Source organism: Streptomyces sp. SID13726 (assembly GCF_010548375.1).
Classification (GTDB): domain Bacteria; phylum Actinomycetota; class Actinomycetes; order Streptomycetales; family Streptomycetaceae; genus Streptomyces.
In genome coordinates, this window is sequence record NZ_JAAGLY010000006.1 from 1 (window position 1) to 13104 (window position 13104).

Below are 13104 nucleotides of genomic sequence, written 5' to 3' on the forward strand. Positions count from 1 at the left end.
CCTCGCTGCCCGGGGCCGCGCCCGCCGGGGCCGCGCCTCCCGAGGCCGCACCCGCACCTGCCGCGCTCGCCAGCCGGAACCCCGGCGGCAGGGCCGGGCCGTCCGGCTCGGTGGCCACTCGTGTCGGTGCCGGGGGTGCCGCAGCGCCCAGGGCGGTCGTGGCGTTGTCGGAACCGCCCGCGTCCGCCACGGCCCGGAGCAGTTCGCGGGCCTCGTCGGCCTCCGGGCGGGACCCGGGACGCTTGTCGAGCAGACGGGCGAGAACCGGGGCGAGGGCTCCGGCGCGGCGGGGTTCGGGGAGGGGTTCGCCGACGATCGCGGTGAGGGTGGAGAACGTCGACGTACGACGGAACGGCGAGGCGCCCTCGACGGCCGCGTACAGCGTGGCGCCCAGGGCCCACACGTCGGAGGCCGGGCCCGGATCGGCGCCCTGGGCCCGCTCGGGGGCCATGTAGTCCAGGGAGCCGACGAGGTGGCCGGTGCGGGTGAGGCTGGTGGCCGAGCCGTCGCCCGGGTCGTCCATGGTGGCGATGCCGAAGTCGGTCAGCAGGACCCGGCCGGAGCGGTCGAGCAGGATGTTGCCGGGCTTGACGTCCCGGTGCAGCACGCCGGCCTGGTGGGCGGCGGCCAGCGCGTCCATGATCTCGGCGCCGATCGCGGCCGCCTCGTGCGGGTCGAGCGGGCCGCGCTTGCGCAGCACGTGGTCGAGGGAGGGGCCGTCGACCAGCTCCATGACGATCAGCGGACGTCCGTCGGCCTCGGCGACGTCGTGCACCGCGACGACTCCGGGGTGGCGCACCCGGGCCGCGGCCCGGGCCTCGCGCTGCATCCGCAGCCGCAAATCGGCGAGTTCGGGGCCGTCCGCGTCGGTGTAGGTGCGCAGTTCCTTGACCGCGACCTCGCGGCCGAGCACCTCGTCGACGGCGCGCCAGACCACGCCCATGCCGCCACGCCCGAGCTGGGACACGACGCGGTAACGCCCGGCCAGCAGGCGACCGGTCTCGTCCTGGCCCTTTTCGTTGGTCTCCCCCGAAGACACCGCTGCCCCGTTCCTGTGACACGTCAATGCGTGCGGTACAGACTACGGGGCAGGAGTGACAACTCCAGCCGGAGGTTGCGACTGTGACAGGTCCGCTACTTCTCCGGCCGGTTCGTGGAGACCGTGAGGTCGCCGCGCCGGGGTGCCGCGTAGCCCTCCAGGTCGGCCCGGGTCAGTCCGGTCAGCCGGGCCACCTCGCCGATGTCGAGGGCGCCGCAGTCGAGACCGCGCAGCAGATAGCCGCTGAGGGCCTTGGCGGTGGCGGGCTCGTCCATGACGTCCCCGCCGACCCTTCCCGCGTACCGGGCGAGGCGTCCGGCGGCCTGCTCGAAGCCCTCGCGGTAGAAGGCGAACACGGCCGCGTACCGGGTGGGGATGTGGCCGGGGTGCATGTCCCAGCCCTGGTAGTAGGCGCGGGCCAGCGCCCGGCGGGTCAGGCCGTAGTGCAGCCGCCAGGCGTCGTGGACCTTGGCCGTGGGGCCGACGGGCAGGACGTTGGTGGAGCCGTCCGAGACCCGTACGCCGGTGCTCGCGGCGGCGACCTGCATGACCGCCTTGGCATGGTCGGCGGCGGGGTGGTCGCTTGCCTGGTAGGCGGCGGAGACGCCGAGGCAGGCGCTGTAGTCGAAGGTGCCGTAGTGCAGCCCGGTGGCGCGGCCCTCGGCGGCCTGGATCATGCGGGCGACGGTGGCGGTGCCGTCGGTGGCGAGGATGGACTGGCTGGTCTCGATCTGGATCTCGAAGCCGAGGCGGCCGGCGTCGAGGCCGTGCGCCTTCTCGAAGGCCTCCAGGAGCCGTACGAACGCGCTGACCTGCTCGGCGTACGTCACCTTCGGCAGGGTCAGCACCAGCCCCTCGGGCAGGCCGCCGGCCGCCATCAGGCCGGTGAGGAAGACGTCGAGGGTACGGATGCCCCGGTCGCGTACGGCCGCCTCCATGCACTTCATGCGGATGCCCATGTACGGCGCCGCGGTGCCGTTCTCGTACGCCTCGGCGATGAGCCGGGCCGCGCGGGCCGCCGCCTCGTCCTCCTCGGCGTCCGGGCGCGGGCCGTAGCCGTCCTCGAAGTCGACGCGCAGGTCCTCGATCGGCTCCTGCTCCAGTTTGGCGCGCACGCGCGTGTGCACGGGCTCGGCGAGTTCGTCGGACAGGCCGAGGACCGCGGCGAAGGAGGCGGCGTCCGGGGCGTGCTCGTCGAGGGCAGTGAGGGCCCGGTCGCCCCAGGAGCGGACGGTGTCGGCGGCGAAGACGTCACCGGGGACGTAGACGGTGTGCACGGGCTGGCGGGTGCCGGGGTCTCCGGGGTAGCGGCGCTCCAGTTCGGCGTCGACCGGTGCGAGGGAGGCGCTGATCTCCTCGCTGACGGCACCCGCGAGGCTCGTCGCCACCTGCTCCTGCTGCCCCATCCCGCATCCTCCTGTTTTCCGCTCTGCGGAATCAACAATCCGTAGAGCGAAGTTATCTGCGAAGCTTCCCGACGGTCAACACCCCGTCCACAGCGTGAGCCGCCCCGTTCATCCGGGATGTCGAGAACCCCTACGCCGTCTACCGCACTCGGGCTCTGACAATCATCCTGGCTCGTCGGGAGGGAACACATGACGGACACCAACAGAATGACGCGCCGTATGGGACTCAGAACCGCGGTGGCCGCCGCGATCACCGTGCCACTCATGGGCACGCTGCCGGCCTCCGCCGCCAAGCCGTCCGACCGCCGACTCGATGTCATGACGTTCAACCTGCGCTTCGCGAGCACCACCGAACCCAACAGCTGGGCCGTCCGCCGCCCGGTGATGCGCCGGCTGCTGCGGCAGCAGGCCCCCACCCTGATGGGCACCCAGGAAGGCCTCTACCAGCAACTGCGCGACATCCACGCCGACCTCGGACCGCACTACGACTGGATCGGCACCGGCCGCGAGGGCGGCAGCCACGACGAGTCCACGGCGGTCTTCTACGACACCCGGCGCCTGGCCCCCGTCGAGCACGACACCCTGTGGCTCTCCGACACGCCCAGGGTGATCGGCTCCAACACCTGGGGCGCCGCGCTCCCCCGGATCGTCACCTGGATCCGCTTCCGCGACCGGGCCGTGGCCGGCCGGGAGTTCTACGTCCTCAACACCCACTTCGACCATGTGAGCCAGTACGCGCGCGAGCGGGCCGCCGAGTACCTCACCGGGCTGATCGCCGGCTTCGACCCCGACCTGCCCGTCATCGTAGCCGGCGACTTCAACGCGGACGCCCACAAGAACCAGGCCTACGACATCCTGCTGGCCACGGGACTCGTCGACACCTGGGACACGGCCGCCGAGCGCAGCAGGCTGTACGGCACGTTCCACGGCTACGAACCGCTCACCCCGGACGGGGACCGCATCGACTGGATCCTCGCCACGCCCGGGATCACCGTCCACCGGGCGTCGATCGACACCTTCGCGGTGAACGGGCAGTTCCCGAGCGACCACCTGCCGGTGCAGGCCACGCTGACCCTGGGATGAGCGAGGCCCCCGCGACCGTGGTGCGGGGTCGCGGGGGCCTCGTGGCTCAGGGGATCAGCCCTTGCGGGTGTTGATCTCCTCGGTGAGGGCGGGGACGACGTCGAAGAGGTCGCCGACGACGCCGTAGTCGACGAGGTCGAAGATCGGGGCCTCGGCGTCCTTGTTGATCGCCACGATCGTCTTCGAGGTCTGCATGCCCGCGCGGTGCTGGATCGCGCCGGAGATACCGGAGGCGATGTACAGCTGCGGCGAGACGGACTTGCCGGTCTGGCCGACCTGGTTGGTGTGCGGGTACCAGCCCGCGTCCACCGCGGCACGCGAGGCGCCGACGGCGGCACCGAGCGAGTCGGCGAGCGCCTCGATGATCGCGAAGTTCTCCGCGCCGTTGACACCGCGGCCGCCGGAGACCACGATCGCGGCCTCGGTCAGCTCCGGACGCCCGGTCGACTCACGCGGGGTGCGGCCGGTCACCTTGGTGCCGGTGGCCTGCGCGGAGAACGACACCGACAGGGCCTCGACCGCGCCCGCGGCCGGGGCGGCCTCGACGGCGGCCGAGTTGGGCTTCACGGTGATGACCGGAACGCCCTTGGAGACACGGGACTTGGTGGTGAAGGAGGCGGCGAACACCGACTGGGTGGCCACCGGGCCCTCGGCGCCGGCCTCGATGTCGACGGCGTCGGTGATGATGCCGGAGCCGATGCGCAGCGCGAGGCGGGCGGCGATCTCCTTGCCCTCGGCGGAGGAGGGGACCAGGACGGCGGCCGGGGAGGCGGCCTCGACGGCGGCCTGGAGGGCGTCGACCTTCGGTACGACCAGGTAGTCGGCGTACTCGGAGGCGTCGTGGGTGAGGACCTTGACCGCGCCGTGCTCGGCGAGCGCGGCGGCGGTGTCGGCGGCGCCGCCTCCCAGCGCGAGGGCGACGGGCTCGCCGACGCGGCGGGCCAGGGTCAGCAGCTCCAGGGTGGGCTTGCGGACGGCACCGTCCACGTGATCGACGTAGACGAGAACTTCAGCCATGGGAATGCTCTCCTGCGGATTGCGAAGTCTGAGGGGCGGAAGGGGGGTTGAGCCTCAGCGGGCCAGGACCCTTAGATGAACTTCTGGCTCGCGAGGTACTCGGCGAGCTGCTTGCCGCCCTCGCCCTCGTCCTTGACGATCGTGCCCGCGGTACGGGCGGGACGCTCCGCGGCGGAGTCGACCTTGGTCCAGGAGCCCTCCAGGCCGACCTGCTCGGCCTCCAGGTCCAGGTCGGACAGGTCCCAGGACTGAACCGGCTTCTTCTTCGCCGCCATGATGCCCTTGAAGGACGGGTAACGCGCCTCGCCCGACTGGTCGGTGACAGAGACGACGGCCGGAAGCGAGGCCTCCAGCTGCTCGGAAGCGGCGTCGCCGTCGCGGCGGCCCTTCACGGTGCCGTCCTCGACGGAGACCTCGGACAGCAGCGTGACCTGCGGGACGCCCAGACGCTCGGCCAGCAGCGCGGGGACGACGCCCATGGTGCCGTCGGTGGAGGCCATGCCGGAGATCACCAGGTCGTAGCCGGCCTTCTCGACGGCCTTGGCCAGCACCAGGGAGGTGCCGAGGGCGTCGGTGCCGTGCAGGTCGTCGTCCTCGACGTGGATCGCCTTGTCGGCGCCCATCGACAGGGCCTTGCGCAGCGCGTCCTTGGCGTCCTCGGGGCCGACGGTCAGGACGGTGACCTCGACATCGTCGTCGGAGTTCTCGGAGATCTGCAGCGCCTGCTCGACCGCGTACTCGTCGAGCTCGGAGAGCAGACCGTCCACGTCGTCCCGGTCGACGGTCAGGTCATCGGCGAAGTGCCGGTCGCCAGTGGCGTCGGGCACGTACTTCACAGTGACAACGATCCTCAAGCTCACGCCGGCTCTCCTACTGCATCGTCATTTCTTCGGCTGCCTCTTGCAGGCAGCATAGGCGCCCCAAGCGGCCGATCCCGGTCGGGGCGGGCTGCGCTCCGACCGCAATATTACTCGCCAGTACATACAGTTCGTGCCCGCTAAGCAAGCGCTTTGAACTGTGACCTTCGCAACGCAGCGTAATCGGAACTCGACGTGCGCGCACACCACCGGAAGAGCCGACGATCCGATCAGTCGCGCAGGCCGTTGAACCGGCCCTGGTGGTAGAGGAGCGGCCGGCCGGGGCCCGCGGGATCGCCGAGCCGCACCTCGGCCAGCACGATCCGGTGGTCCCCCGCAGGCACGCGCGCGTGCACCCGGCACACCAGCCAGGCGAGGACGTCGTCGAGGACGGGTACGCCTTCGGGGCCCTCGCGCCACGCGGTGGGGGCACCGAAGCGGTCGGCGCCGCTGCGGGCGAAGGTGGCGGCCAGCTCCTCCTGGTGCTCGCCGAGTATGTGCACGCCGACATGGTCGGCCCGGGAGATCGCGGGCCAGCTGGAGGCGCCCGTGCCGATCCCGAAGGAGAGCATCGGGGGCTCGGCGGAGACCGAGGCGAGGGAGGTGGCGGTGAAGCCGACCGGTCCGGTGTCACCGGCGGCGGTGATCACGGCGACACCGGCGGCATGGCGCCGGAACACGGAGCGCAGCAGGTCGGGAGAGGCGAGCCGGGGAGTGCCGAGGTCGGGCGTGGCCGTCATGCGGAAGTCCTTCTGCGAGAGGTGGCGTGCTGAACCGTGGCTGCTCAACAGCTCGGACAGCGCGCGCTCGCGGTACGGGCCAGGTCGACGTGGACCCGCCCGAACAGAAGGAGTTCCGTAGGCATACGGTCAGGCTGACGATAGGTGCGGTGCACAGTCAAGTACGTTCCGGCATATGGGAGATGCCTCACCGTGGGCGCACCCGGTGTCAAACCGCCTCCCCCAGGGCCGCGATGACGTCCGCCTTCCGGGGCTGCCCCGCGGCCCGCCGTACGACCCGGCCGTCGGCGTCGAGGACCAGCACGGTCGGCGTCTTGAGGATGTCGAGCGCGCGGACCAGGTCGAGGTTCTTCTCGGCGTCGATCTCGATGTGGGTCACGCCCGGAACCATGCCGGCGACCTCGTCGAGCACGCGCCGGGTCGCCCGGCAGGGGGAGCAGAACGCGCTGGAGAACTGCACGAGCGTGGCCCGCTCCCCCAACTCCTCGCCCAACTCGGCCGCGCCGAGCCGCTTTCCGTCGTCACGCCCGCGCACCCGCACCCTCCCGTCGCGCCGCTGGTGCACCACTCCGTAGGCGCTCGCCAGCGCGAGCACCGCCACGCACACCACAAGACCGGTCATGACCTGCACAAGCGTTCACGAGACTGCAAAGATTCCCGGCTCCCGGAATCTTTTCCCATGCGGAATGCTCGGTTCATGGACATTGACGTGAGGGGGCCCCGCTTCGGGGCCGCCGTGACAGCCGTCGTGCTGGCGGCCGTTCTGATCTCGGGCAGCGCCTGGCTGCTGGCCTGGCAGACGCTGGCGTTCGCGCTCGGCGCGGCGGGCGGGGTGGGCCGGTCGCCGTACGGCTGGCTGTTCAGGAAGGCCGTACGGCCGCGGATCGGACCGCCGACCCGGTTCGAGGCGCCGGAGCCGCCGCGGTTCGCGCAGGCCGTGGGGCTCGCCTTCGCGAGCCTCGGGCTCGTCGGATACGGGATCGGACCGGAGTGGCTGGGTCTCGCCGCCACCGGGGCGGCGCTCGCGGCCGCCTTCCTCAACGCCACGTTCGGGTACTGCCTGGGATGCGAGATGTACCTGCTCGTGCGCCGGGTGACGGTACGCGCGGAGTAAAGGCGGCTTAAAAGCCCAAGGTGGATCACAGGGTGGACGTGACGAGAATCTCGCTTGCGTCGGGCACCAGGGCTGGCTCCCCGCCCGTTCTTCGGGCACGATCTGCGAGATGCCGTAAACCTACGGCTGCGTAACTTAATGCCGGGAACTCCCCTCCCCGGCAGAGCAGGAAGGGCTCACCCCGCCCATGGCAGAGCTTGTCTACCGTCCCGTCGTCGGATTCGCCCAGGCGCTGTTCAAGGCCTGGGACCTCAAGATCGACTGCAAGGGTTCGGAGAACATCCCGCGCTCGGGCGGCGCCGTGCTGGTGAGCAACCACATCAGCTACCTGGACTTCGTCTTCAACGGCCTGGCGGCGCTCCCGCAGAAACGTCTCGTGCGTTTCATGGCGAAGGAGTCCGTCTTCCGGCACAAGGTCTCCGGTCCGCTGATGCGCGGGATGAAGCACATCCCGGTCGACCGCAAGCAGGGCGAGGCGGCCTACGCGCACGCCCTGGAGTCGCTGCGCTCGGGCGAGATCGTCGGGGTGTTCCCGGAGGCGACGATCTCGCAGTCGTTCACGCTGAAGAGCTTCAAGTCGGGTGCGGCGCGCATGGCGCAGGAGGCGGGCGTTCCGCTGATCCCGATGGCCGTGTGGGGCACGCAGCGGCTGTGGACCAAGGGCCACCCGCGCAACTTCAAGCGCAGCCACACCCCGATCACCATCCGGGTCGGCGAGGCCATTGAGGCGTCCCGCGACAAGTACGCCGGGGCCATCACCCGGCAGGTCCGGGAGCGGGTCAACGAGCTGCTGGAAGCGGCTCAGCGGGCGTATCCGGTACGGCCGAAGGGTCCGGACGACACCTGGTGGATGCCGGCGCACCTCGGAGGCACCGCACCGACCCCGGAAGCGGTACGCGAGGCCGAGGCCCGCTAGGGGTGTCGTTCGGATCAAAGTTCGGCGTCGCGGGCCCTGGCACGCACTCCCCCACAGCCTCAAGGGCGCCGGGGGGACCCAGCCGCGTTGTCGTCGGTCGCCGACTCCCCCACGCTCGAAGCAACCTCGCGCGGGAGGGGCCCCCATCGCGCCGCCCGCCGCGGCAGCGGCTGATCAACACGGCTCCTCCGCCTCGCAGCCGCACGCACCAGACCCCGCTCGGCCTGCCCGATCTGCGCTGTCTCTCACAGCCGGCCTGATCCAGACAACACCCCCTAGCCGATCACCCGGGCCCGCTCGATCCGTACTCCTGGGCTGAACTTCTCCAGCAGCTCGGTGAGTTCGGTGGCCGCGCGCTCGGCGTCGGCCGCCGGCATCGGGGCCAGGTTCTCCAACAGGAAGACTCCCGAGACGGTCTCCTCCGTGAGCCTTGTCCGGGGGCCCTGGCGCCAGTTCCAGCGGCGGCAGGTCACGCCCTCGTCGTCGCGGCAGATCACCTCGCCCGCGTCGGGGTGCTCGACAGCCTCCTCCCCCGCGGCCACCGTCACGAACTCCTCGTCACCGGTGGCCCGTTCGAGGCGCATGCCGCCGCGGACGCGGTCGAGGTCCTCGCCCCCGACGGGCATCAGGTACGCGACGCTGACGGCGTTGTAGAGGTCGACCAGGAGGTTGATGCGGGGCAGCCCCCCATCCGACAGCGCCCTCTTGGCCAGCGCCTCCGCCGAATTGCGGGTGCGTGACGGCTTCGCGCCGAACGCCGTGTAGACCTCCCGCCAGGCCGTCATGTGCGGGTCCTGGTGCGGGGCGCGTCCGTCCAGCCGTACGGCGAGACGGCGGGCCGCGTCGTCGAGGAGCGCTGAACTGGCCTCGCTGCTGGGCCCGTTGACGAGTCCGTGGGCCTCGATGACGACGGGCGTGAAGCCGGGCGCGAGGGCGCGCACCTCGTCGGACACGGTCAGGGAGAAGGTCATCGGGCGCCTCAGAGTGCGGTGGGGAGCGTCTTCCAGAGGTACGGCCGGTCGGGCGCGGCTTTCAGCGCCTCAAGGACGGCCGGATGCGGTTCAGCGTACAGGTCCGGATAGTCCACCTCGTTGGACTCCGGGTCGGGCACGAAGGCGAGTTGCTCCCCGTCAAGGGAGAACCGCGCGTGCACTCCGGGCTTGTTGCCCCGCGGGTCCTGGCGGTGCCAGGCGCCGTTGAACCGTACGGCGACCAGGCCGTGGACCACGTCGAGCTTCTGGTAGCAGAGCGCGGTCGGGATGTCCTCGGCGCGCAGCAGGGCGGCCAGCGCGTGGGCCTTGGCGTAGCAGATGCCGGTGCCCTGCTCCAGGACGTCGGAGGCCCGCCAGGTGACGCGCGGGTCACCGGAGTCCTGGGAGTGCGGGATCATGTCGCGCACGAACTCGAACGCCAGCCGTGCATAGGCATACGAGTCCTCCGCCTCCCTGGCGAGCCGTGCGGCAGCCTCCAGGACAACGGGATGATGATGGTCGATGACCTCGTCAGCGGCCAGATAGGCAGAGAGGTCAGGGGTGTTCTGGATCAGCTCCATACCCGCAGAGCATAGAAAAGCGATCACCCGAGAGTCAATGACTTTTCAGGTGATCGCATATCTATGCAGACGTCAGCGGGCCATCTCCTCCTTGAGCGCCGCCAGGAACGCGTCCACGTCGTCCTCGGTCGTGTCGAAGCCGCACATCCAGCGGACGTCACCGGCGGCCTCGTCCCAGAAGTAGAAGCGGAACCGTTTCTGGAGCCGCTCGCTCACGTCGTGCGGGAGGCGGGCGAAGACACCGTTGGCCTGGACCGGGTAGAGGATCTCCACGCCGTGAACGGCACGGACGCCCTCGGCCAGGCGCTGCGCCATCTCGTTGGCGTGGCGGGCGTTGCGCAGCCACAGGTCCTTGGCGAGCAGGGCCTCCAACTGCACCGACACGAAGCGCATCTTGGAGGCGAGCTGCATGGACAGCTTACGCAGGTGCTTCATGTGGGAGACCGCGTCCTGGTTGATCACCACGACCGCCTCGCCGAACAGCGCGCCGTTCTTCGTCCCGCCCAGGGAGAGGATGTCGACGCCGACCGCGTTGGTGAACGTCCGCATCGGGACGTCCAGCGAGGCGGCCGCATTGGCTATCCGGGAGCCGTCCAGGTGGACCTTCATGCCGTGCCCGTGGGCGTGCTCGCAGATCGCGCGGATCTCGTCCGGCGTGTACAGGGTGCCCAGTTCGGTGCTCTGGGTGATCGAGACGACCTGCGGCATCGCACGGTGCTCGTCGTCCCAGCCGTACGCCTGCCGGTCGATCAGCTCCGGGGTGAGCTTGCCGTCCGGGGTCGGCACGGTGAGCAGCTTCAGGCCGCCCATCCGCTCCGGGGCGCCGCCCTCGTCGACGTTGATGTGCGCGCTCTCGGCGCAGATCACCGCGCCCCAGCGGTCGGTGACCGCCTGGAGCGCGACGACGTTGGCGCCGGTGCCGTTGAAGACCGGGAACGCCTCCGCCGTGGCACCGAAGTGGCTGCGGACGATCCCCTGGAGGTGCTCGGTGTAGTCGTCCTCGCCGTACGCGACCTGGTGCCCGCCGTTGGCCACGGCCAGGGCGGCGAGCACCTCCGGGTGGGCCCCGGCGTAGTTGTCGCTGGCGAAGCCGCGGACCTGCGGGTCGTGATGGCGACGAGCGTCGGTCTTCGGGGGGTTCACGGCTTCTCGGTCAGCCACAGACGGTTTCCGTTCACTTCTCCGGCGGGCTTGTCCCAGACCTCGGCGATGGCTCCGGCCAGATCCCTGACATCCGTGAAGCCCGCGAACTTGGCGTTGGGCCGCTCGGCGCGCATGGCGTCGTGCACCAGGGCCTTGACCACCAGGATCGTGGCGGCGGAGCTGAGGTCCGCGCCGGCCCCGGCCTTGTGGAAGAAGTCTGCCATGGCGAGGGTCCAGGCCTCGGCGGCGGCCTTGGCGGCGGCGTAGGCGGCGTTGCCCGCGGTGGGGTTGCTCGCGCCCGCCGCGCTGATCAGGACGTACCGGCCGCGGTCGCTGCGCTGGAGCGCCTCGGAGAAGGCCAGGGAGGTGTGCTGCACGGTGCGGATGAGCAGCAGCTCAAGGAAGTCCCAGTCGTCGAGGCTGGTCTTGATGAAGGTCTCGCTGCCGCGCCAGCCTCCGACGAGGTGGACCACGCCGTCGACCCGGCCGAACTCCTTCTCGATGCCGGCCGCCCAGTCCCGGGTGGAGTCCAGGTCGAGCAGGTCGACGGGCTCCCCGATGACGGTGGCGCCGCCGCCCGCGTCCCGGGCCGCGCCGACCGCCTCCGCGAGCCGCTCGGGGTCGTTGTCCGCGGCGACGACGGTCGCCCCGGCCTCGGCTAGCCGCACGAGTGTCGCGCGTCCGGCGGGTCCGCCCGCGCCGGCCACCGCGATCACCGCACCGCTGAGAGCTCCGTTCCCCACCATGTTCTTCGCCTCCTGTGCTGCCGCCGGAGCGGCCTGTGCAGCCGCTCGCGCGGCCTGTGCAGTGTTCCCGGTGCCGCGCTCGCTCACGCGGCGGCCCGCTCGGCGCTCCGCGCCGTGATGCCACGGGTCGAGGCGATCACATTGCGCAGCTTCTTGGAGAGGGCTTCATAGAACATGCTCAGCGGAAACTCGTCCGGAAGCACGTCATCGACGAGTTTCCGGGGCGGCTGGGACAGGTCGAGGGCGTCGGGGCCCTTGGCCCACTTGGAGCCGGGGTGCGGCGCGAGGTAGGTGGCGACGAGCTCGTACCCGGCGAACCAGTGCACGAGCTTGGGGCGGTCGATGCCGTCCCGGTAGAGCTGCTCGATGTCGGCGCACAGCTGGTTGGTGACCTGCGGGGCGCGCTGCCAGTCGATGAACAGCTTGTTGTCGGTCCAGCGCACCACGTCGTGCTTGTGCAGGTAGGCGAAGAGGAGCTGGCCGCCGAGGCCGTCGTAGTTGCGCACCCGCTCGCCGGTGACCGGGAAGCGGAACATGCGGTCGAAGAGGACCGCGTACTGCACGTCACGGGCCTGCGGGACACCGTCGTCCGCCAGCTTCACGGCCTCCTTGAAGGCGGTGAGGTCGCAGCGCAGCTCTTCGAGGCCGTACATCCAGAACGGCTGGCGCTGCTTGATCATGAACGGGTCGAAGGGCAGGTCGCCGTGGCTGTGGGTGCGGTCGTGGACCATGTCCCACAGGACGAAGGCCTCCTCGCAGCGCGTCTGGTCGTGGACCATCGCGGCGACGTCCTCGGGCAGCTCGACGCCCAGGATGCCCACGGCGGCCTCGGTGACCCGGCGGAAGCGGGCTGCCTCGCGGTCGCAGAAGATGCCGCCCCAGGAGAAGCGTTCCGGCGCCTCGCGCACCGCGATGGTCTCCGGGAAGAGCACGGCGGAGTTGGTGTCGTAACCGGCCGTGAAGTCCTCGAACTTGATGCCGCAGAACAGCGGGTTGTCGTAGCGGGTGCGCTCCAGCTCGGCCAGCCAGTCCGGCCACACCATGCGCAGCACGACCGCCTCGAGATTGCGGTCGGGGTTGCCGTTCTGCGTGTACATCGGGAAGACGACCAGGTGCTGGAGGCCGTCCGCGCGGTTGGCCGCGGGCTGGAAGGCCAGCAGGGAGTCGAGGAAGTCCGGCACCTCGAAGCCGCCCTCGGCCCAGCGCCGCAGGTCCTTCACGAGGGCCACGTGGTAGTCGGCGTCGTGCGGCAGCAGCGGGGAGAGCTCCTCGACGGTGTCGACGACCCGCCGTACGACCGCCTCGGCGTCCGCGCGCTCAGGGGCGCCCTCGGCGCCGAAGTCGATCGACCCGTCCTTGGACTGCCATGGCCGGATCCGCTCCACGGCATCCTTGAGCACAGGCCATGCCGGGTGCTCCACCACCCTGGTCACGGGAGGAACCTGGTCCCCCGAAGTCGCCTGCACAAGAATTTCCGTCATGTCCCATCCT

14 protein-coding genes are annotated in these 13104 nt (G+C 70.8%); 3 read left to right on the forward strand and 11 right to left on the reverse strand.

Annotation, left to right across the window (positions count from 1 at the left end; all coding sequences use genetic code 11):
* Together G3I78_RS17160 and G3I78_RS17165 are read right to left on the reverse strand one after the other, a co-directional pair.
* Positions 1-1039: serine/threonine-protein kinase (locus G3I78_RS17160; RefSeq protein ID WP_164425359.1), on the reverse strand; the 1039-nt coding region annotated here is incomplete at its 3' end.
* Between the two features lie 95 nt (positions 1040-1134).
* Entirely contained in the window at positions 1135-2445 is a 1311-nt protein-coding gene (locus G3I78_RS17165; RefSeq protein ID WP_164425361.1) for an aldolase/citrate lyase family protein, read from the reverse strand.
* A 189-nt stretch (positions 2446-2634) separates the two neighbouring features.
* Here G3I78_RS17165 and G3I78_RS17170 point away from each other — a divergent pair, with 189 nt between their 5' ends.
* The gene (locus G3I78_RS17170) at positions 2635-3528 is read left to right on the forward strand and encodes an endonuclease/exonuclease/phosphatase family protein (RefSeq protein WP_164425363.1); all 894 of its coding nucleotides are present in this window, start codon (positions 2635-2637) and stop codon (positions 3526-3528) included.
* 54 nt (positions 3529-3582) lie between these two features.
* Here G3I78_RS17170 and G3I78_RS17175 read toward each other — a convergent pair whose 3' ends face one another.
* From G3I78_RS17175 to G3I78_RS17190, 4 genes are all read right to left on the reverse strand, one after another.
* Complete coding sequence (locus G3I78_RS17175; RefSeq protein ID WP_164425365.1) at positions 3583-4545, reverse strand: electron transfer flavoprotein subunit alpha/FixB family protein; 963 nt, start codon at positions 4543-4545, stop codon at positions 3583-3585.
* A 71-nt stretch (positions 4546-4616) separates the two neighbouring features.
* Positions 4617-5405 carry an electron transfer flavoprotein subunit beta/FixA family protein gene (locus G3I78_RS17180; protein ID WP_164425367.1) on the reverse strand — a complete coding sequence of 263 codons (789 nt, stop codon included), beginning with the start codon at positions 5403-5405 and terminating at the stop codon, positions 4617-4619.
* A 227-nt stretch (positions 5406-5632) separates the two neighbouring features.
* The gene (locus tag G3I78_RS17185) at positions 5633-6142 is read right to left on the reverse strand and encodes a flavin reductase family protein (RefSeq protein WP_164425369.1); all 510 of its coding nucleotides are present in this window, start codon (positions 6140-6142) and stop codon (positions 5633-5635) included.
* Between the two features lie 208 nt (positions 6143-6350).
* Positions 6351-6764, reverse strand: coding sequence for a thioredoxin family protein (locus G3I78_RS17190; RefSeq protein ID WP_164425371.1), 414 nt, complete (start codon positions 6762-6764; stop codon positions 6351-6353).
* Positions 6765-6839: 75 nt separating this feature from the next.
* Between G3I78_RS17190 and G3I78_RS17195 the strand changes: the two genes are divergently transcribed.
* Both G3I78_RS17195 and G3I78_RS17200 read left to right on the forward strand, forming a co-directional pair.
* On the forward strand, positions 6840-7256 hold the full coding sequence (locus tag G3I78_RS17195) for a DUF4395 domain-containing protein (protein WP_164425373.1): 417 nt from the start codon (positions 6840-6842) through the stop codon (positions 7254-7256).
* Between the two features lie 187 nt (positions 7257-7443).
* Positions 7444-8172 carry a lysophospholipid acyltransferase family protein gene (locus G3I78_RS17200; RefSeq protein WP_164425375.1) on the forward strand — a complete coding sequence of 243 codons (729 nt, stop codon included), beginning with the start codon at positions 7444-7446 and terminating at the stop codon, positions 8170-8172.
* Between the two features lie 275 nt (positions 8173-8447).
* On the opposite strand, the gene G3I78_RS17205 is transcribed toward G3I78_RS17200, so the two are convergent.
* The 5 genes from G3I78_RS17205 to G3I78_RS17225 all read right to left on the reverse strand — a co-directional run bounded on the left by G3I78_RS17205 (position 8448) and on the right by G3I78_RS17225 (position 13094).
* Positions 8448-9143 (reverse strand): phenylalanine--tRNA ligase beta subunit-related protein, encoded by a 696-nt coding sequence (locus tag G3I78_RS17205; protein WP_164425377.1) that lies wholly within the window; start codon positions 9141-9143, stop codon positions 8448-8450.
* An 8-nt stretch (positions 9144-9151) separates the two neighbouring features.
* Positions 9152-9724, reverse strand: coding sequence for a transglutaminase domain-containing protein (locus G3I78_RS17210; RefSeq protein ID WP_164425379.1), 573 nt, complete (start codon positions 9722-9724; stop codon positions 9152-9154).
* A gap of 72 nt (positions 9725-9796) precedes the next feature.
* The gene (locus G3I78_RS17215) at positions 9797-10867 is read right to left on the reverse strand and encodes a low specificity L-threonine aldolase (protein ID WP_164425381.1); all 1071 of its coding nucleotides are present in this window, start codon (positions 10865-10867) and stop codon (positions 9797-9799) included.
* The gene (locus tag G3I78_RS17220) at positions 10864-11613 is read right to left on the reverse strand and encodes an SDR family oxidoreductase (protein ID WP_164425383.1); all 750 of its coding nucleotides are present in this window, start codon (positions 11611-11613) and stop codon (positions 10864-10866) included. The genes G3I78_RS17215 and G3I78_RS17220 overlap by 4 nt, the downstream gene beginning before the upstream one ends.
* An 83-nt stretch (positions 11614-11696) precedes the next feature.
* On the reverse strand, positions 11697-13094 hold the full coding sequence (locus G3I78_RS17225) for a DUF6421 family protein (protein WP_164425385.1): 1398 nt from the start codon (positions 13092-13094) through the stop codon (positions 11697-11699).
* Between the last annotated feature and the right edge of the window lie 10 nt (positions 13095-13104).

Excerpts from the sequence above, each read along its gene's own strand:
- G3I78_RS17200 (WP_164425375.1), top strand. The coding sequence starts at position 7,444 with ATGGCAGAGCTTGTCTACCGTCCCGTCGTCGGATTCGCCCAGGCGCTG.
- G3I78_RS17225 (WP_164425385.1), bottom strand. The coding sequence starts at position 13,094 with ATGACGGAAATTCTTGTGCAGGCGACTTCGGGGGACCAGGTTCCTCCC.
- G3I78_RS17220 (WP_164425383.1), bottom strand. The coding sequence starts at position 11,613 with ATGGTGGGGAACGGAGCTCTCAGCGGTGCGGTGATCGCGGTGGCCGGC.
- G3I78_RS17175 (WP_164425365.1), bottom strand. The coding sequence starts at position 4,545 with ATGGCTGAAGTTCTCGTCTACGTCGATCACGTGGACGGTGCCGTCCGC.
- G3I78_RS17165 (WP_164425361.1), bottom strand. The coding sequence starts at position 2,445 with ATGGGGCAGCAGGAGCAGGTGGCGACGAGCCTCGCGGGTGCCGTCAGC.
- G3I78_RS17170 (WP_164425363.1), top strand. The coding sequence starts at position 2,635 with ATGACGGACACCAACAGAATGACGCGCCGTATGGGACTCAGAACCGCG.
- G3I78_RS17210 (WP_164425379.1), bottom strand. The coding sequence starts at position 9,724 with ATGGAGCTGATCCAGAACACCCCTGACCTCTCTGCCTATCTGGCCGCT.
- G3I78_RS17190 (WP_164425371.1), bottom strand. The coding sequence starts at position 6,764 with ATGACCGGTCTTGTGGTGTGCGTGGCGGTGCTCGCGCTGGCGAGCGCC.
- G3I78_RS17195 (WP_164425373.1), top strand. The coding sequence starts at position 6,840 with ATGGACATTGACGTGAGGGGGCCCCGCTTCGGGGCCGCCGTGACAGCC.
- G3I78_RS17185 (WP_164425369.1), bottom strand. The coding sequence starts at position 6,142 with ATGACGGCCACGCCCGACCTCGGCACTCCCCGGCTCGCCTCTCCCGAC.
- G3I78_RS17205 (WP_164425377.1), bottom strand. The coding sequence starts at position 9,143 with ATGACCTTCTCCCTGACCGTGTCCGACGAGGTGCGCGCCCTCGCGCCC.